Source organism: Parashewanella sp. 2210YD4-3, from assembly GCF_056591735.1.
This window is the reverse complement of record NZ_JBWQOG010000005.1, coordinates 85,803-104,895: the sequence shown is the minus strand read 5'-3', so window position 1 is coordinate 104,895 and position 19,093 is coordinate 85,803. Positions and strand designations below refer to the sequence as shown.

General features: G+C 41.2%; 20 protein-coding genes. 16 read left to right on the top strand and 4 right to left on the bottom strand.

All coding sequences use genetic code 11. The features are described 5' to 3' along the window. Positions 1–11: 11 nt before the first annotated feature. Positions 12–527 carry a GNAT family N-acetyltransferase gene (locus AC1EU0_RS09390; RefSeq protein WP_480302137.1) on the bottom strand — a complete coding sequence of 172 codons (516 nt, stop codon included), beginning with the start codon at positions 525–527 and terminating at the stop codon, positions 12–14. A 10-nt stretch (positions 528–537) separates the two neighbouring features. Continuing rightward, complete coding sequence (locus AC1EU0_RS09385) at positions 538–963, bottom strand: hypothetical protein (RefSeq protein ID WP_480302136.1); 426 nt, start codon at positions 961–963, stop codon at positions 538–540. Positions 964–1,215: 252 nt separating this feature from the next. Here AC1EU0_RS09385 and AC1EU0_RS09380 point away from each other — a divergent pair, with 252 nt between their 5' ends. Further along, positions 1,216–2,073: a phytanoyl-CoA dioxygenase family protein gene (locus tag AC1EU0_RS09380; protein WP_480302135.1), complete on the top strand. Its 858-nt coding sequence runs from the start codon at positions 1,216–1,218 to the stop codon at positions 2,071–2,073. 16 nt (positions 2,074–2,089) lie between these two features. On the opposite strand, the gene AC1EU0_RS09375 is transcribed toward AC1EU0_RS09380, so the two are convergent. Beyond that, complete coding sequence (locus AC1EU0_RS09375) at positions 2,090–2,323, bottom strand: DUF2789 family protein (RefSeq protein ID WP_480302134.1); 234 nt, start codon at positions 2,321–2,323, stop codon at positions 2,090–2,092. 258 nt (positions 2,324–2,581) lie between these two features. Between AC1EU0_RS09375 and AC1EU0_RS09370 the strand changes: the two genes are divergently transcribed. The 8 genes from AC1EU0_RS09370 to AC1EU0_RS09335 all read left to right on the top strand — a co-directional run bounded on the left by AC1EU0_RS09370 (position 2,582) and on the right by AC1EU0_RS09335 (position 11,909). Then, positions 2,582–3,775 (top strand): acetyl-CoA C-acyltransferase, encoded by a 1,194-nt coding sequence (locus tag AC1EU0_RS09370; protein WP_480302133.1) that lies wholly within the window; start codon positions 2,582–2,584, stop codon positions 3,773–3,775. A 92-nt stretch (positions 3,776–3,867) separates the two neighbouring features. Then, complete coding sequence (locus tag AC1EU0_RS09365; RefSeq protein WP_480302132.1) at positions 3,868–5,361, top strand: CoA-acylating methylmalonate-semialdehyde dehydrogenase; 1,494 nt, start codon at positions 3,868–3,870, stop codon at positions 5,359–5,361. A 249-nt stretch (positions 5,362–5,610) separates the two neighbouring features. Further along, positions 5,611–6,768: an acyl-CoA dehydrogenase family protein gene (locus tag AC1EU0_RS09360; protein WP_480302131.1), complete on the top strand. Its 1,158-nt coding sequence runs from the start codon at positions 5,611–5,613 to the stop codon at positions 6,766–6,768. A gap of 13 nt (positions 6,769–6,781) precedes the next feature. Next, a complete protein-coding gene (locus AC1EU0_RS09355) occupies positions 6,782–7,555 on the top strand; it encodes an enoyl-CoA hydratase (RefSeq protein ID WP_480302130.1) in 774 nt (257 codons plus the stop codon). Then, on the top strand, positions 7,555–8,676 hold the full coding sequence (locus tag AC1EU0_RS09350; protein ID WP_480302129.1) for an enoyl-CoA hydratase/isomerase family protein: 1,122 nt from the start codon (positions 7,555–7,557) through the stop codon (positions 8,674–8,676). Before AC1EU0_RS09355 ends, AC1EU0_RS09350 begins: the two co-directional genes overlap by 1 nt. A 13-nt stretch (positions 8,677–8,689) precedes the next feature. After that, entirely contained in the window at positions 8,690–9,586 is an 897-nt protein-coding gene (gene mmsB, locus AC1EU0_RS09345; RefSeq protein WP_480302316.1) for a 3-hydroxyisobutyrate dehydrogenase, read from the top strand. Between the two features lie 218 nt (positions 9,587–9,804). Beyond that, on the top strand, positions 9,805–10,560 hold the full coding sequence (locus tag AC1EU0_RS09340; RefSeq protein WP_480302128.1) for an SDR family oxidoreductase: 756 nt from the start codon (positions 9,805–9,807) through the stop codon (positions 10,558–10,560). 386 nt (positions 10,561–10,946) lie between these two features. After that, positions 10,947–11,909 carry a hypothetical protein gene (locus tag AC1EU0_RS09335; RefSeq protein ID WP_480302127.1) on the top strand — a complete coding sequence of 321 codons (963 nt, stop codon included), beginning with the start codon at positions 10,947–10,949 and terminating at the stop codon, positions 11,907–11,909. Here AC1EU0_RS09335 and AC1EU0_RS09330 read toward each other — a convergent pair. Next, a complete protein-coding gene (locus AC1EU0_RS09330; protein WP_480302126.1) occupies positions 11,906–12,124 on the bottom strand; it encodes a DUF1289 domain-containing protein in 219 nt (72 codons plus the stop codon). The genes AC1EU0_RS09335 and AC1EU0_RS09330 overlap by 4 nt on opposite strands. Before the next feature lie 53 nt (positions 12,125–12,177). On the opposite strand from AC1EU0_RS09330, the gene AC1EU0_RS09325 reads away from it, so the two are divergent. The 7 genes from AC1EU0_RS09325 (at position 12,178) to ndk (ending at position 19,087) form a co-directional block, all read left to right on the top strand. Then, positions 12,178–13,401, top strand: coding sequence for a methyltransferase (locus tag AC1EU0_RS09325; protein WP_480302125.1), 1,224 nt, complete (start codon positions 12,178–12,180; stop codon positions 13,399–13,401). A gap of 43 nt (positions 13,402–13,444) precedes the next feature. After that, positions 13,445–13,780, top strand: coding sequence for a hypothetical protein (locus AC1EU0_RS09320; RefSeq protein WP_480302124.1), 336 nt, complete (start codon positions 13,445–13,447; stop codon positions 13,778–13,780). A 23-nt stretch (positions 13,781–13,803) separates the two neighbouring features. Continuing rightward, a complete protein-coding gene (locus AC1EU0_RS09315) occupies positions 13,804–14,853 on the top strand; it encodes a 3-oxoacyl-ACP synthase III (RefSeq protein WP_480302123.1) in 1,050 nt (349 codons plus the stop codon). 8 nt (positions 14,854–14,861) lie between these two features. Beyond that, entirely contained in the window at positions 14,862–15,770 is a 909-nt protein-coding gene (locus AC1EU0_RS09310) for an alpha/beta fold hydrolase (RefSeq protein ID WP_480302122.1), read from the top strand. A 3-nt stretch (positions 15,771–15,773) separates the two neighbouring features. Continuing rightward, a complete protein-coding gene (gene oleC, locus AC1EU0_RS09305; RefSeq protein ID WP_480302121.1) occupies positions 15,774–17,438 on the top strand; it encodes an olefin beta-lactone synthetase in 1,665 nt (554 codons plus the stop codon). After that, positions 17,417–18,475 (top strand): 2-alkyl-3-oxoalkanoate reductase, encoded by a 1,059-nt coding sequence (gene oleD, locus AC1EU0_RS09300; protein ID WP_480302120.1) that lies wholly within the window; start codon positions 17,417–17,419, stop codon positions 18,473–18,475. The genes oleC and oleD overlap by 22 nt, the downstream gene beginning before the upstream one ends. Positions 18,476–18,655: 180 nt before the next feature. Beyond that, a complete protein-coding gene (ndk, locus tag AC1EU0_RS09295; RefSeq protein WP_480302119.1) occupies positions 18,656–19,087 on the top strand; it encodes a nucleoside-diphosphate kinase in 432 nt (143 codons plus the stop codon). The last annotated feature ends 6 nt before the right edge of the window (positions 19,088–19,093 follow it).

Genomic DNA, 19,093 nt, shown 5'->3' with positions numbered 1-19,093 from the left:
ATCGAATTAATTTATAAAGTAAGCAAGTATCGATTATGAAGTACGCCATCATGATCAACTTGAGTCTGAAACTCAAAGCCGAGCTTTTGCAAGACATTAGAAGAGCCAGTATTCTGAACATCTGCATCACCTAACACTTCCTTAAAAGGTAAGTGATGTTTAGCGTAGTCAATACAAGCTTTACCGGCTTCAGTAGCAAGCCCCTTTCCCCAATATTCAGGCAATAGACGATATGCGATATCATTGGCTTGAACTCCTGGATGAGTTTCAAATTTAAAACCACAAAAGCCAATCACTTTACCTGTGGCTTTTAATTCTAAAGCCCAGCGTGCGTAACCGCGGCTTTTATAGTCAGCAAGCCACACATCTTTGATAATTTGTTCTGCGTGTTCGATAGAAGTTAACTCATCATCAGGAACAAACCGAATTACATCTGCATTACTGTTAAACTCGAAAACATCGGCTGCATCACTTAAACAAAACTCTCGAATGATTAGTCTTGGAGTTTCGGTGATTATTCTTGTCATAGTAGTCCTATTATCTTTGGTCAAGTATTATCTTGGTAACTAGCCATTTATTACTTTCTTTATTGACGGCCAATAAACGAGTATCAAACCATGGCCTATCATTTCTCGTTCCTGTCATTTTCATACGAATTTTTACTTCACCGTCCATTTTACGGAAAAAATCGATATCGACTTCTTGTACTTCAAGTTGGACATCATGAAGTGGGAGATTAAGTACATGCCGTTGAACGGCAGAAGCAATGTGGTAGTGTTCCAGTAACTGTTTCAAGTCGTGTCCGGAGAACTTTTTTGTCTCAGTTACACTCTGATCAATATAAATAGCCTTTAAAAAATGGTATGCGGCATATTCAGGGTTGTTAGAGTTATAGATAGCGCTTTCTTTGTCTGGGCTACAAGCACAGATCAAAAAGACTACAAAGATCGAGATCCATCGCATGATAAAACTAGAGCGTCCTTAGGAAAACTACCGTTATATTACATAGCGTACGTTAAGGCAATGTCCGTTTATGTGTAATTTTTGAAAAACAGAAGTTATCCACAAAACCTGTGAACAACTTTGTTGGTTACTTTTAATAACTTTTCTAAGTCGTTAATGTCGTTATGATTATAAAGCTGGTTAAAATTTGTCACCTTGGCTGTGATAGCATAGAATCTGTGTCATAGAACGAAGCAGTAATCAGAGGCCTTCATGTCATTTCAATTGTTTTCTAATTTAAGTAAGCCCGATGAGATAAAGCGATCATTTGATGATCATGGTTTTGCTGTTTTCGAAAACTTTTATTCAGCAGCAGAATGTGAAGGCTTGATCGATCGTATGCGATTTTTGGTTGAAACGGAGGATACTTCCAATTTAGGGACGTTTTTTACAATAAAAGACGATGAACATGCTGCAAACAGTTATCTATTAGACTCTGGAGATAAAATTCGCTTTTTCCTTGAAAAAACGGCTACTGACGAAGATATCAACACCAAGCAAGGTATTTTCGAAAATCTCAATAAAGTAGGGCATGCTCTACACGATATCGATCCTGTATTTGACGAGTTTTCCAGAAAGCCTGAGCTTGAAAAGTTAGTCGATATATTGGGAAATTCTAACCCTCTGTTGTTGCAATCAATGTTTATCTTTAAATCGGCTAAAGTAGGGGGGGAAGTGGTTCCTCATCAAGATGGTGCCTTTCAATATACTGAACCAGAATCGGTGATAGGATTTTGGGTTGCATTACAGGATGCCAATCTTAGTAATGGGTGTTTATTGGTTGAAGATGGAGGCCATAAAGGGCCCCTAAGACATAGGTATTTTGAACAAGACTCTAAATTTGAATCTGAACAGCTAGATGACACCCCTTTTCCTGAATTATCACTACCTCTAGAAGTAAAGCAAGGGAGTTTAATTGCTTTTCATGGTCGCTTACCCCATGGTAGCTGCGCAAATACGAGTGATAAATCCCGATACGCTTATGCAATACATATCATCAATGGTGATTGTCATTACCCAGAAGATAGTTGGTTAAAACGCAGTGATGAATTACCACTGCGAGGTTTTTGAAGCCAATGGTGAAAGATCACTTGTGCATCAACACACTCAGTTGCTCAACGATTGGTTCCCAATCTGCATCACTTGAAATCATTTCATTAAGCATGTTTGCCTGTGAGTGATTCCAACATTTTGCTTTAGCTAGTTCGACATTCTGGGGAATGGGACTATTTCTATGAATAAAACCGTTAATAGCGAATTGAGAGCCCTCTAGACCTAGTTGTTCGAATAGTGAAGAGAGGGTATGAATTGGTGCTTCCATATCAGTACCTCTAATAAAGAATGGGATTCAGCGTTTTTGCTGTTGAACAACCAATTTCTGCCTATTTCTAGTTAATGTCAACTCTAAATCACAAGGCATGTAAAACCTTAATGACATGCCAAACTACAAAAACTTCTCATCTGACCAAAAAAAACTTGCTTTACGTTAGCGTAAACGTCACATTAGTACTTAAAATTTATTAACCCTATAAGAATTTACTCTTTGCCTTTTTAAAATAGGTAGGGAGAAGGAGTTGAAATGAGTACTGAACAACTGGATCAGGATATTGTAATCGTAGCAGCAAAACGTACACCAATGGGGGGCTTCCAAGGTTCTCTGTCAAGTGTACCTTCGCCGACTTTAGGTGCTGTTGCAATCAAATCTGTGATGACTGAAACGGGTATTTCAGGTGATAAAGTTGATGAAGTACTTATGGGATGTGTACTACCAGCTGGTTTAGGTCAAGCGCCGGCTCGCCAAGCAACGCTAGGTGCTGAACTTCCGCTATCAGTAGGTGCAACGACTTTAAATAAAGTATGTGGTAGTGGTATGAAAACCGTAATGATGGCTCATGACCTAATTAAAGCAGGTAGCGCTAATATCGTTGTTGCTGGTGGTATGGAAAGCATGAGTGGCGCGCCATATTTGCTAGATAAAGCACGTGGTGGTATGCGTATGGGTCATGGCAAAGTATTAGACCACATGTTCTTAGACGGTTTAGAAGACGCCTACACTGGCGGCGCGATGGGTACTTTTGCACAAAAGACAGCAGATGAATATGGCATCACTCGTGAACAAATGGATGAGTTTGCCTTAAGTTCATTAGAGAAAGCCAATGGTGCAATTAATTCAGGTGCGTTTACAAACGAAGTAGCGGCTGTAACCGTATCAAGTCGTCGCGGCGACACAGTCGTTGATACCGACGAGCAACCAGGTAATGCTCGTCCAGACAAGATTCCTTCGCTACGTCCAGCGTTTGCTAAAGACGGTACGATTACAGCGGCTAACTCTAGTTCGATTTCTGATGGTGCTGCAGCCGTTATGGTTATGACTCGTGCTCAGGCTAAAGAATTGGGTGTACCAGTACTTGCAAAAATCTGCGCTCATTCAACTCATTCACAAGAGCCTGCAATGTTCACTACAGCTCCTGTTGGCGCAATGATGAACCTTCTTAATAAACTTGAGTGGACTAAAGACTCAGTTGACCTTTATGAAATCAACGAAGCGTTTGCAATGGTAACCATGTTGGCGGTTTCTGAACTTGGATTAGACGCTGCAAAAGTGAACGTTAATGGCGGTGCTTGTGCATTAGGTCATCCAATTGGCTGCTCAGGTACTCGTATTCTAGTATCTCTTATTCACGCACTTAAAAATCGTGGTCTTAAACGCGGTATGGCCTCATTGTGTATTGGTGGTGGTGAAGCCACGGCGATGGCTATCGAAGTTGAATAACCCATTTAAAGGCTGAGCTTTTTCGAGCTCAGCTTTTTTTATTTAAACCATAAAAATAATAAAAATACAGACATCAACAAAAGGATTGTTACATGACAACTCAAGTAAGACATTATATTGATGGTGAGTTTGTTCTAGGCGAAGGTAGTAAACAAATCTCTGTTACAAACCCTGCAAATAATGAAACCATTGCCGTTGTGAACGCAGCGACTGAATCTGAAGTATTAACAGCAATTGAAAGCGCTAAAAAAGCATTTGTTACTTGGAAGGAAATCCCTGTATCTGAACGCGCTCGCGTAATGCTTCGTTACCAACATCTTCTTAAAGAACATCACGATGAAATCGCGACGATTCTAGCTAAAGAAACGGGTAAAACCTTTGACGATGCCAAAGGTGATGTGTGGCGTGGGATCGAAGTTGCTGAGCATGCATGTAATATCGCTTCATTGTTGATGGGTGAAACGGTTGAAAACGTGGCACGCTCTATTGATACCTACAGCTACACTCAACCATTAGGTGTGTGTGCAGGTATTACGCCATTTAACTTCCCTGCAATGATCCCTTTATGGATGTTCCCTCTAGCTATTGCTTGCGGTAACACCTTCATTCTTAAGCCATCTGAACAAGATCCAATGACGCCACAGCGTCTTGTTGAGCTATTCGAAGAAGCAGGCGCGCCTAAAGGCGTATTGCAGATGGTTCATGGTGACAAAGTTGCCGTTGATGTTTTACTTGATCACCAAGACGTAAAAGCGATTTCTTTCGTAGGTTCTGTAGGAGTCGGTCAATACATTTATAAGACAGGTACTGACAATCTTAAACGTGTTCAAGCTTTTGCTGGTGCAAAAAACCACTGTGTGATCATGCCTGATGCGAACAAGCAGCAAGTGATCAACAACCTAGTTGGTGCATCTGTTGGTGCAGCTGGTCAACGTTGCATGGCCATTTCAGTTGCGATTTTTGTTGGTGAAGCGAAAGAGTGGATCCCAGAAGTTAAAGAAGCTCTAGCTAAAGTTAAGCCGGGCTTATGGGATGATAAAGATGCGGCATATGGTCCAGTGATCAGCCCACAAGCAAAAGAGCGTGTACTTAGCTTAATCGCGCAAGGTAAAGCTGAAGGCGCTAATTGTGTACTTGATGGCAGCGAATTTACCGTCGAAGGTTATGAATCAGGTAACTGGGTTGGCCCAACCGTATTTACAGATGTAACTACAGACATGACTATTTACAAAGAGGAAATCTTTGGTCCTGTACTTTGTTGTATGACGTCTGATTCACTTGATGATGCCCTTGAAGTTGTGAACAACAGCCCATACGGAAATGGTACTTCTATCTTTACTGCCAGTGGTGCAGCAGCGCGTAAATACCAGCACAAAGTTGAAGTCGGTCAAGTGGGCATTAACGTACCAATTCCTGTACCGTTACCTTTCTTCTCATTTACAGGTTGGAAGGGCAGCTTTTACGGTGACCAACATGCTTACGGTAAGCAAGCGGTTCGTTTCTATACCGAAACTAAAACCATTACTGCTCGTTGGTTCGATTCTGATATAGCATCAGGGCCGAATATGACGATTGCACTTAAGTAACCCCGAATAAAAATTAGGTAAGCTGTTTTAAGCAAATTTAAAGTGTGACAGCTTACTTAGATATAACAGTTTGATGTGTGAATTCTATTTCGCTGAATGCTGAGATAGGAGTAATAGGGCAATAAGCCAACCGTCCATTACAGGATGTAATGGTCGTTAGTACATGGACGTACGCTTCTGTTGGCGTTTGTTCTATTACTCCTTTGAATTCCCAATGCAATTGTTAAAAATAATCTTAGGAGTCTCCGCATGGATTTTAACTTAAACGAAGACCAAAGACAGTTTGCAGATTTAGCTCGTCAATTTTCTCAAGAGCAACTGGCGCCATTTGCTGCCAAATGGGACGAAGAACATCATTTTCCAAAAGACGTTATTCAACAAGCGGGTGAGCTAGGTTTTTGCTCATTGTATTCACCTGAATCAGAAGGTGGAATGGGGCTTTCACGTCTTGATGCCTCCATTATTTTTGAAGCTTTATCTGAAGGGTGTACCGCAACCACGGCTATGTTGACCATTCACAATATGGCGACTTGGATGGTAACCACTTGGGGTACAGAAGCGTTTCGTGCTAATTGGTCAGAAGATCTCACTACAGGTCAAAAGCTGGCTTCATACTGCTTAACAGAGCCAGGCTCAGGCAGTGATGCAGCATCTCTACAAACCAAAGCGGTTCGTGATGGTGATGAATATGTCATCTCTGGTTCGAAAATGTTTATTTCAGGTGCTGGAGACACTGAGCTTTTAGTCGTTATGTGTCGTACTGGCGAAGCTGGTCCTAAAGGCATTTCTGCGATTGCGATTCCTGCTGATGCTGAAGGTGTTATTTACGGTAAAGCTGAAGACAAAATGGGCTGGAATGCTCAGCCAACACGTCTAATCACTTTTGAGGAAGTGCGTGTTCCAGTCGAAAACCTTTTAGGCGAAGAAGGTCAAGGGTTTACCTTTGCCATGAAAGGACTTGATGGTGGTCGTATCAATATCGCGACTTGCTCAATTGGTACTGCGCAAGCGGCACTTGATCGTGCAACAGAATACATGAAAGAGCGTAAACAATTTGGTAAGCCATTAGCGGCTTTTCAAGCGTTGCAATTCAAACTTGCAGATATGGCTACGGAATTAGTTGCTGCTCGTCAAATGGTTCGTCTAGCTGCCTTTAAATTGGACACAAAAGATCCCGAAGCAACGGCTTATTGTGCTATGGCGAAACGTTTTGCGACTGATGTTGGCTTCCAAGTGTGCGATGCCGCACTGCAATTACACGGTGGTTATGGTTACATTCGTGAATACCCATTAGAAAGACATTTCCGTGATGTTCGTGTGCACCAAATTCTTGAAGGTACAAACGAAATCATGCGTCTTATCATCAGCCGTCGTCTATTGGACGATGCCGCATCAGAAATCCGTTAATTGAGGTTAGCTAATGTCAAATATCATTCAAAAGATCGAAGGAAATACTGCAATTCTTACTATGAGCAATCCGCCTGCAAATACGTGGACGGCGGAGAGTTTGCAAGAATTAAAAGCGGTAGTAGAGTCATTAAACGCTAACCGAGAAATTTATGCTTTAGTCATCACTGGTGAAGGCGAAAAGTTCTTCTCAGCAGGTGCAGATTTGAAATTGTTTGCTGACGGTGACAAAGGTAACGCATCTTCAATGGCGAAACACTTTGGTGAAGCATTTGAAACCTTGTCTGCATTCCGTGGTGTGTCGATTGCTGCTATCAATGGCTATTCAATGGGTGGCGGTCTAGAAGTTGCGCTAGCTTGTGATATTCGTATTGCAGAAGAACAAGCAGTAATGGCATTACCAGAAGCGACCGTTGGCTTGCTGCCTTGTGCTGGCGGAACTCAAAACCTTACTGCATTAGTGGGTGAAGGTTGGACTAAGCGTATGATCCTTTGTGGTGAACGTGTTGATGCGTTTAAAGCTGAAAAAATTGGCTTAGTTGAAGAAGTCGTCGCTAAAGGTGAAGCCCTCAATAAAGCCATTGAACTAGCAACAAATGTAGCCAAGCAAAGCCCAAGCAGTGTGGCAGTGTGTAAGCAGCTAATTCAAGCAGGTCGTATCATGCCGCGTACTCAAGCTCTTCCATTAGAGCGTGAACTTTTTGTGGGCTTATTTGACACTGAAGATCAAAAAGAAGGTGTAACTGCTTTCTTAGAGAAACGTAAAGCAGAGTGGAGAAACAAGTAATGACAAGCGAACAAGCTGTTGTCTTTCAAACTCTAGGCACAGCTTCAGGCAAACTTATTGGTATTGCTACATTAAACATGGAAAAAGCGTTAAATGCGCTAAACCTTGATATGGTTAGGGCGTTAACCAACCAATTAATGGCATGGCAGCAAGACAGTGAAGTGGCTTGTGTCGTGCTTGATGGTGCTGGTGATAAAGCCTTCTGTGCCGGAGGTGATGTTCGTGCTATCTATAAGCAATCCATTGCTAATCCGGGTGAAATCGCTTCAGAAGCTGAAACCTTTTTCTCTGAAGAATATCAATTAGATTATCTGATCCATGAGTTTGGCAAACCTTTCTTAGTCTGGGGACACGGTTTTGTCATGGGTGGCGGTGTTGGTCTAATGGCTGGCGCAAGTCACCGTGTGGTTACTGAAACCTCCCGTATAGCAATGCCAGAAATTACTATTGGCTTATACCCAGACGTTGGCGGAAGTTTTTTCCTTAACAGAATGCCGGGTAAGTCTGGTTTATTTTTAGGGCTTACGGCTTATCAGATGAATGCCGCCGATGCTTGCTATGTTGGCTTGGGCAATCATTTCTTAAACAATGATGATAAGCAACTCATGTTTGACGCTCTAGCCACATTGGATTGGTCTGATGATGTAGCACGAAATCATCTTTGGCTGGACGATATGCTCAATGAACTGAGTGTTAAAAGTCCTATAGCGAAAGGCGAGAGCACTATAGCGAATAACCAAGGCTTGATTGATAGCTTAATGAGTGGAAGCTTAGCTGACATTACGGAAAGAGCAAAACAGCTTGAAACCGACGAAAAATGGTTATCTCGTGCTATTAGTGCGTTATTGGCTGGAAGCCCGATCAGTGCTCAAATGATTTACTTGCAAACTCAACTGGATAGCAAATTGAGCCTTGCAGATATTTATCGTTGGGAATTAGTGGCTAGTGTTAATTGTTGTGCCCATGGTGACTTTTGTGAGGGGGTAAGAGCTTTATTAATAGATAAAGACAGAAACCCTCAATGGAAATATGCATCACATGATGCGGTACCGACTTCATTAATTGAAAAAATAACATCCATGCCATGGGAAGTTCATCCACTACAACAACTAGGACAATAAGGAAGGAATCATGATTAAAACCATTGCGTTTATTGGTCTTGGCAATATGGGTGGTCCAATGGCCGCTAACCTGCTAAAGGCAGGATATAGTGTTAACGTCTTTGATCTTGTACCAGAAGCCATTGCTCAGTTAGTAGAACAAGGTGCAACGGCATTTAATTCAGCAACTGATGCAGCAAAAAGTGTAGATGCTGTCGTTACTATGTTACCTGCGGGCAAACATGTTAAAAGCCTTTACCTTGGTTCTGTTGATCAAGATGGCCTGTTAGACGTTGTTAATTCAGGCACAGTATTAATTGATAGCTCAACGATTGATGCTGAAAGTGCAAAATTAGTGGCTAATCAAGCGGCAGCTAAAGGTATTGAATTTATTGATGCTCCAGTGTCAGGTGGTACTGCTGGCGCAGCAGCTGGCACATTGACGTTTATCTGTGGTGCATCCGATGCCGCGTTTGAAAAAGCTAAGCCGGTTTTAGACGCAATGGGCGCTAATATCTTCCACGCTGGCAGTGCTGGAGCAGGTCAAGTCGCTAAAATCTGTAACAACATGCTACTGTCAGTACTTATGGTTGGTACATCAGAGGCGTTACAGCTAGGTAAAGATCACGGTTTAGACGCTAAAGTACTTTCTGAAATTATGAAAGTAAGTAGTGGTGGTAACTGGACGCTAGAAAAGTATAATCCATGCCCTGACGTAATGGAGAATGTCCCATCATCAAATGACTACCAAGGTGGTTTTATGGTGGATTTGATGGTTAAAGATTTAGGTCTTTCTCAAGAAGCGGCATTATTAACAAACTCCAGTACACCAATGGGTGCATTGGCTCGAAGCTTGTATGTCAATCACGCTCGTCAAGGTAATGGGCGTCGTGATTTTTCGAGCATATTTGAACAGTTTTATAAAAAATAATTTGATATGTGAATCAAGGTAGGCTCTAGTCGTAAAGTTGCTGAGGAGCAATAGTGTAAACGCCAACAGAAGCGCACGTCCATGTGCTGACGACCGTGACATCCTGTCACGGACGGTTGCCTTATCACACTATCGCTCCTATTTGTATTGAGTGTATTTTTGTGGTTCATGTATCTAGGGTACGCCCTAGTAACAGATAAAAAAGTAAGGATCATCTAATGGATGTAAAAGGTAAGGTTGTCGTCATTACAGGCGGTGCAGGTGGTTTAGGTTTCGCAATGGCGCAATTGTTTGCTGACGCCGGAGCAAAATTAGCACTTATCGATGTTGATCAAGAAAAATTAGAAAAAGCTTGTGCGTTATTAGGTGATACTGAAGTGCAAGGTTATGCCCTTGATATTACCGATGAGGAAGATGTAGTTGCAGGTTTTCAATATATTCTAGAAGACTTAGGTCAAGTGAATGTACTGATCAACAATGCGGGTATTTTACGTGACGGTATGTTACTAAAAGCTAAAGATGGTGAAGTAACGGCACGTATGGCATTAGAGCAATTCCAGTCGGTGATCAACGTAAACCTAACTGGTTCATTCTTGTGTGGTCGTGAAGCGGCTGCTGCAATGATTACCTCAAAGCAACAAGGTGTGATCATCAATATCTCTAGCTTGGCTAAGGCGGGTAATATTGGTCAAACTAACTATGCGGCGTCTAAGGCTGGCGTTGTTGCTATGTCTGTTGGCTGGGCAAAAGAGTTAGCTCGTCATGGTATTCGCAGTGCTGCTATTGCTCCAGGTGTTATCGAAACTGAAATGACAGCCGCTATGAAGCCAGAAGCCCTTGAACGCTTAGAAAAGATGGTTCCAGTAGGGCGTTTAGGTCAGGCTGAAGAAATTGCATCGACAGCGAAATTTATTTGCGAAAACGACTACGTGAATGGTCGTGTATTTGAAATTGATGGCGGGATTCGTTTGTAATTATCCGTAATTCCTGTAGATTAGCCGAAGTTCGTAGCTTCGGCTTTTTCTTTGGTGCTGACAAAAAATAAATGCAACAGTTAGAGTGGATAGTGCAAAAAGCACTCTTGATTATTGGAATTATCGGCACTGTAGTTATGTACGGTGGTTGCACTTATTTATTTTTAAAAGGAGCACCACTTAATCTCGAAGTGTTGTTTTTATTACCTTGTCCTCTAATTTGTATCTTTTTTGGTTTGAAGTTAAACCAATTTAGAACGAAGTCCAAGCCTGCGCAGCCCTCCATGAAAGCCTAATTCTAAATTAATCTTGCTTTAGATTTATTGAATCTAACCCGCTTTTATTTAAGATCCTCTTCGTATCAAATAATTTGAGGAACCTAAGTTTTGGCTGCAAGCAATGTTTCTAGTTACATGAAGCCAGTTTTGACAAAGTTGGCATTTCAATTCGCAGAGACCCGTAACAAACAAAATCAAATATCATTAAAAGTCTACGGTCGTGAATATAAGTTGGATCTATTTATCTCTAGCCGATTAGTCAGAGTACTACATATGAACTTTCATAATGAAGGTAATGATACTGTACAAGCAGAAAAAGATTATATTGCTAAAAACCTTTTTACCTTTATAGATGGGGCTCAACAATTACTTCAGCAGCAAAGATTAAAGCAGTTTAAATCGTTACAAATAAGCGCTGAGTCTTCAATGAAGCCAACTCCGATATGCCCTGTCGCAGTACAGAGGAGCATTTCTGAACCTTTGGCCAGTGTTGGTGAAGATAGAGAAGGTACTAAACATTCAGTATTCCATATAGATATGGCAGAGTGGCGCAAACAGAAAGACGCAGATAAGACACGTAAATCAGTCTCAGAACCAACCACTCCAACTGTAACTATTACAGGTAAACCGTGTGCGCAATATGTTATTGGTTTTGGTGAGTCCCAAAAGGTAACTGATTATGATCCGTTTGATTGGAGCAATGAGCTAAACTGGGAGATTCATCAAAGGGGGAAAAATACCAATAAAACCTCCAATTCTTCTGAAGAAAGAGAAGATAGAACTCTTACTGAAGATTTAGAAGGACAGTATTCTCCACTAAGCCCTGATGATAGTAATGGGCATTCTGAATTAGGTTATTTGACCTGCAACCAACCAGCAGTGGATAGAAGTTCCGGTGAAGTTGTTGGAACGAATCCTGTAACAAGCGACGAAGACAAACAAGGTGAAAAAGAAAAACAAAAAAAAGAAGTTGAGCAGCAACCTTCTACACCTGAACTTGTTAGCAGAAAAACTGCTATTAGAAATGCGCGAAGAGAAGAAAACTTATTTAAAGGGTTAATGTTTTCTTAGTGTTCTTTTGCTTTCAACCACTTTTTACGAGACAAAATCTGAGTATTTTCTTGCCCGATAAATTCTTGTTTTCTGAGGGTGACTTTCGTTAAAATGTTGCTCTTTTTTATATCATCAAATTGCCCCCAGTTGACAATTTCAGTGATGTGGCGATAGCAGCCCATACATATATCATCGTCATTTAAACCGCAGCGAGCAACACAAGGTGATTGCATTTTTTCTTTCCTTTTTGAAAGGGATTCTAATTGAAGAGCGGCAGGAAGTTAAGTTGTTTGAACAGCATTTTTTTGAAATAAATAGGTTATTAGTTGAATCTAAAGCACTATGGCAGGTGGCGAGCTTCGAATGTGGCTCACTGCCGTGGGAGCGAGAATTTCCTGCGCTTGCCAAGGCTGTTTGGTCGTTTTCAGATGAACAAATAGAAGAATTGGATGCAGAACATCATCTGTTGGTTGAATCATTGCTGCCTGCGCTAAAGCGTGACCTTATTTCACAAGGTATAGACTGGGAGCTAGAGTATCTTCGCTTTCCGGCACTAGAACAAAGTGAAGAAACTGAGGTTAAAGAGTACCCAAGCCGACTGTCAGCAGGAGTAAAAGGGCGCAAGTGGCAACAAATAACATTATTTAGTGACTCTGTAATTAGTCAAGGCTCGTTACAGAACTCGTTTCTAGAGTGGTGTTCAGGTAAAGGTCACTTAGGTAGGTTACTTGCATTCAGAACCAATAGGTTGGTTACGAGCTTGGAGTGGCAATCAGATTTAAGCCGTCAAGGTCAGTTATTGAGTGATAAATTTAACCTCCACCATCAACATATATGTGGAGATGCTTTTAAAGAGGGTGAAAGTCTACTCAAACAGAACCAACATGCCGTAGCACTTCATGCCTGCGGAGATCTACATGTAGAACTTTTGAAACAAGCCTCTGAATTGGAAGTTAAAGCTATTACTATTGCTCCATGTTGTTATCATCTGATAAGAGGTGATGAGTACCAAGCAATATCAAAACAAGCTAAATCATGTGGCTTAAAGCTATCTAAATCTGACCTACGTTTACCGCTACAGCAAAGTGTTATTGCGAATGAGACAAAAAATAAAATGCGACTCAAAGAAATGGCATGGCGCTTAGGTTTTGATAGCTTGCAACGGCAAGTCCGTCAACGACTTACATATCTTCCCATTCCGACTATAAAGCAAGCGCAGCTTTCAGGAACATTTAAAGATTTTTGTACTTGGGCGGCGGATCAAAAACAGCTTAGCTTACCAGTAAACATAAATTTTGACCGTTTTGAACAATTGGGGGGTCATAGGCAAAAACTGACTCGAAGAATAGATTTAGTTGCCCATTTATTCAGACAAGCAATTGAGTATTGGTTATTGTTAGATCGATGTTTATTTTTGCAGGATCAGGGTTATGAAGTGGAACTGTCTGAGTTTTGCCATTTTGATGTAACACCTAGGAACAAATTAATCCGAGCAAATGTTAGGGCGTGATGATCTTTCGTGATTGTTTTTGCAGCGATAAATTGGTTGCCTTATGCAAGGCAGAGTTTGTGAGGTGTGGTTATTACCGACATACAAAGCTGTCGTTACTTCGTTTCCACATAAACAAACGATAACGCAGCAGCTCTCTGTTTCAAAGAAAGTACCAATTTACACTGTCTTCGATGCTTTTGAGCACTTCCTGTTCTGTGTTGTGATCAGCTTACTTAGATGGCTAAGCTTCACAGCTCACGCCTTGAACATAAAGTGCTCAAATAGCACAAAATTCAATCCTGAAAGTTCAACACGTCCTATGATTTTGCTCAATAAAGACAAAAAGCATGAGTTTATATTGCAACTGGACGTAATTCTTGATGAAATGTTGCGCTAGTTTTAATGGAACAAAATAATTGCATGAAATACTCCCGGGTTTTTATTAATAGCCTGGCTTACGAATTGGCTCCAGTTGTTGTTTCGAGTAACGAATTGGAATCTCGGTTAGCCCCTTTATATCAAAAATTTCGCATCCCGATTGGTCAGTTAACAGCTTTAACTGGTATTGCTGAACGTCGCTGGTGGCCTAAAGAACATCGTTTGTCAGATGGTGCGATTTCGGCTGCTCATAAGGCTATTGATGAAACAGGAATTAATGTAAATGATCTGGGTGCCGTGGTATACACTGGCGTATGTCGAGATCAGCACGAGCCTGCCACAGCTTGTCGCATTGCTGCCAATATTGGTGTAAGCCAAGATACTGCGGTTTACGATATCAGTAATGCATGTTTAGGTGTGTTATCAGGTATTTTAGATATTGCAAATCGTATTGAGCTTGGACAAATAAAAGCAGGAATGGTGGTATCGTGTGAATCGGCGAGAGATATTGTCGATGCAACCATTGACCACATGCTCAATGAACCCACTATGCAGAATTTTGCTCAGTCACTAGCAACCTTAACTGGTGGCTCAGGCGCGATTGCCGTAATTCTTACTGATGGTAGCTTACCGCTTAAAAATGAACGTCAACATCAATTATTAGGCGCTTCACACTTGTCAGCACCTGAACATCATCAATTATGTCAGTGGGGCTTACAAGAGAAAGGTCAGTACTTATATCGTGAATTTATGAAAACGGATGCTGTAGCCTTGTTAAAAGAAGGGGTTGAGCTTGCAAAACACACTTGGGAACATTTCTTAACACAAGGTGATTGGTTAGCTGAGCAAGTTGATAAAGTAATATGCCACCAAGTCGGCGCTTCTAACCGTAAGCAAGTATTAAGTGCCTTAAATATTTCACCAGAAAAAGAGTTTCCCACTTACCAAAAGCTTGGCAATATGGGAACGGTATCATTACCAGTCTCAGCCGCTTTAGCGCATGAGCAGGGGTTCTTGAAAAAAGGTGATAAAGTCAGCTTTCTGGGAATTGGTAGCGGCTTAAATTGTATGATGTTGGGTTTAAAATGGTAGGAAATAAAATGCTAGAACAATTGCTGCCATTTAAAGGGCACTACTTTGAACGAAATGGCTTAAAACAGCACTATTTAAACCAAGGGGAAGGTGAGCCAGTGGTTATGGTTCATGGCAATCCTAGTTGGTGTTATTACTATCGAAACCTTGTTTCTGAGCTGCAAAAAACGCATCAGTGTATCGTGCCTGATCATATTGGGTGTGGGTTATCTGATAAGCCAAACGATACCGATTATGACTATACCTTAAGTCAACGTATTGATGATCTTGAAGCTTTGCTAGATCATTTGGATGTTAAAAAAGACATCACCTTAGTGGTTCACGATTGGGGCGGAATGATAGGAATGGGTTATGCTGCTCGTTATCCTGATCGTATAAAACGTATTGTATTGTTGAATACTGCCGCGTTCCATCTTCCTAAAAGCAAGATGTTTCCCGTTCCATTATGGATTTGTCGAAATACTTTGTTAGGTACGCTACTCGTTCGTGGTTTTAATGCGTTTTCTAGTATTGCTTCATACGTTGGCGTTAAACGTAAACCTATGCCTAAAGCTGTACGTGAAGCTTATGTCGCACCTTTTAATAGCTGGGATAACCGTATTTCGACTTTGCGATTTGTGCAAGATATTCCTTTGTCACCGTCAGATCGTAACTATGATTTGGTTTCAGAGATTGCAGCAAGTTTAAGTCATTTCTCTCATTTGCCTATTATGGTGTGTTGGGGACATAAAGACTTTGTCTTTGATAAGCATTTTTTAAAGCAGTGGAAGCAGCACTTCCCTGAAGCGATTTATCACGAATTTCATGATTGTGGTCACTATATCCTTGAAGATGCCAGTGATGAAGTCGTTGGTCACATTTCACAATTTATGAAACCTTCTGAGCCAACAACGGCCAGTGAGTCAGAAGCGGCCTAAGCTATGAATTTATGCCGACATTTACAAAAGGCTGCCATTGAGCAGCCTAATGCTCTGGCAGTAGCTGTACAGCAATACCAAAAAGGCGAGTATAATTACCAAGAACTGAACTTCTCTCAGCTTCATCAATATAGTGATTTAATTGCTACTGCTCTAGCTGATTTTGGTATTGTTCGCGGTATGAAAGCCGTGCTTATGGTGACGCCAAGTTTAGAGTTTTTCCAACTCACTTTTGCATTATTTAAAGCTGGAATAATTCCAGTAATTGTGGATCCGGGAATGGGGCTGAAAAACCTCAAGCAATGTTTTGCTGAAGCTAAACCTGATGCATTTATAGGTATAGAAAAGGCTCACATTGCACGCAAGCTGTTGGGGTGGGGAAAAGGTGACGTTAAGCATTGTATTAACGTTGATATTCCAGTCGCCAGTCCTAAGTTATCAGGGCTTAAATCATTCTTCACTTCAAGTACTAATTTATCCAGTTTATTAGCGAATCAAGGCTCACGAAAGCCGTTTGATATGATCGAGTTAGATGCTGATGAAATGTGCGCCATCCTATTTACCAGTGGTAGCACAGGTGTGCCCAAAGGTGTGGTGTATAGTCATAGAATGTTTGAAGGGCAAATTAAAGCCTTAAAAAATGATTATGGCATCAAATATGGTGAGAAAGATTTAGCTACCTTTCCTTTGTTCTCACTGTTTGGGCCAGCATTGGGTATGGCTTCTATTGTGCCCGATATGGATGCCAGCAAACCAATTACTGCTGAACCAAAGCACTTATTTAAAGCCGTTGAGGATTACCAGTGCACTAATATGTTTGTGAATCCAGCTTTAGTTAACAAGCTGGGGGTAGCTGGTGAAACGCTGAGTCAAAAACTTCCGTCTGTAAAACGAGTTATTTCGGCTGGTGCACCTGTGACTATTGAAGCGATAAAGCGATTCAGCAAAATGCTAAATAGTGGCGTCCCTGTCTTGAATTCATATGGTGCGACAGAATCATTACCTGCCTCAATGTTACCTAGTGATGAATTATTTAAAACACAAGACAAAACTAACAATGGTGCTGGTATTTGTGTTGGTCGTCCAATCTCTGGTATGCAGATCAAAATAATTGATATCACTGAACAAGATATTATTGATTTCACAAAAGCAGACGAACTAGGCGTTAACCAAATAGGTGAGATTGTCGTTAATGCTGAGGTTGTAAGCCAAAGTTATTATCGACGTGAAAGTGCAACTCAAGCCTCTAAAATTCAAGATGGTGATAAAGTCTGGCACCGAATGGGAGACTTGGGTTATATAGATGCAGAAGGTAAGCTTTGGATGTGTGGTCGTAAAGCACATAGAGTCGATACTGAGAGCAAACGTTATTATTCCATTCCGTGTGAAAGAATATTCAATACTCACCCCAGTGTGAAGCGGTCAGCACTGGTTGGTGTGAAAGTTCAAGGTAAAATTATTCCTCTCGTCTGCCTTGAATTAAAAGAAGAGCAGGGTTGTCACAACAGTAAACTCATTTATGCAGAGTTAACAAAACTAGCTGAACAACATGAGCAGACTCAAGGCATCATCGATTTCTTGCCACATCCGGATTTTCCCGTTGATGTAAGACATAACGCAAAAATATTCAGAGAAAAGTTAGCTATATGGGCGCAAAAACAACGATGATACATCTTCACCAACTTGAGAACTCTGCGATTGAAAAGCTAGCAACTAAGATAAACCATGCTTTTGTTACAGGTGCAGGTGGTTTTTTAGGTAAAGCCATTTGTTTGCGCCTTATCCATGCAGGGATAAAGGTTACTGGTTTTGCGAGAGGAAATTACCCAGAGCTTGAAGCAATGGGTGTTAGCATGATTCAAGGTGATCTGGCTAACTTGAAATCGGTCGAATCAGCGATTAAAGGGTGTGATCTTGTCTTTCATGTTGCATCAAAGGCGGGAGTTTGGGGAGGTAAAGAAAGCTACTTTAATCCCAATGTAAAAGGCACCGAAAACGTAATTAAAGCTAGCATGTTGAACGGTATCGAATACATCGTTTATACAAGTACACCTAGTGTGACCTTTGATGGTCACGATGAAAATGGCATAAATGAATCGGCCCCATATGCTTCGCAGTTTATGAATTTTTATGGCTTGTCTAAATCGATTGCCGAGCAAACAGTTTTAAGTGCCAATGATGCAAATCTAAAAACAGTGGCTATTCGACCACACCTCATTTGGGGGCCGAATGATCCTCACTTAGTACCTAGAGTTATTGATCGTGGCAGAGCTGGACGTTTAAAGTTGGTAGGAAAACAAGATAAGCTCGTAGATACGATATACATCGATAATGCCGCTTATAGCCATATTCTTGCTGCAATTGCGTTAACGGAAGAAGACTCTAAATGTGCAGGTAAAGCATATTTTGTTAGCAATGACGAGCCAGTCACTATGGCAAGTATGCTTAATCAAATTTTGGCTTGTGTGCAATTGCCACCTGTAACCAAACGTGTTCCTGTTGCAGTTGCCTATGCCGCAGGTGCAATTTTGGAATCTGTTTATAAGCTACTGAATAAACAGGGTGAACCTATAATGACACGTTTTGTTGCCAAACAACTGTCATGTTCTCACTATTATGACATCACTGCTGCCAAGCGTGATTTAGGTTACCAGCCGATAATTTCTATTGCAGAAGGTATGAAGCGATTAAAGCAGAGTTTGTAAACTTACCTTAATCTCACTGTATTATCATTGGTAAATGCTATGTGAACTTAACCTCTGCACTTATTCGGTATCTGGGTAGAAATTTGGTAAGTAAAAACTGTGATAAAGGTAGGATTCTAGCAATAAATCTCGTATAATCCGCGCGAATTATAAAACATTGCTAATTACAGGAAGCTTAAGATGGCAATCGAACGTACTTTTTCTATCGTAAAACCAGACGCTGTTTCTAAGAACAAAATCGGTGAAATCTACAGCCGTTTCGAAGAAGCTGGTTTAAAAGTTATTGCAGCTAAAATGTTGCACCTAACTAAAGAACAAGCTGAAGGCTTCTATGCTGAGCACAGCGAGCGTCCTTTCTTTGGTGCTCTTGTTGAGTTCATGACTTCTGGTCCTATCATGGTTCAAGTTTTAGAAGGCGAAAACGCTGTTCTAGCACACCGTGATATTCTTGGTGCTACTAACCCTGCTGAAGCTGCTGAAGGTACTATCCGTAAAGACTTCGCAAACAGCATCGATGAAAATGCAGCACACGGTTCAGATTCTATCGAATCAGCAGCTCGTGAAGTAGCTTACTTCTTCAGCCCTGAGGAAATCTGCCCACGCACTCGTTAATGTTAA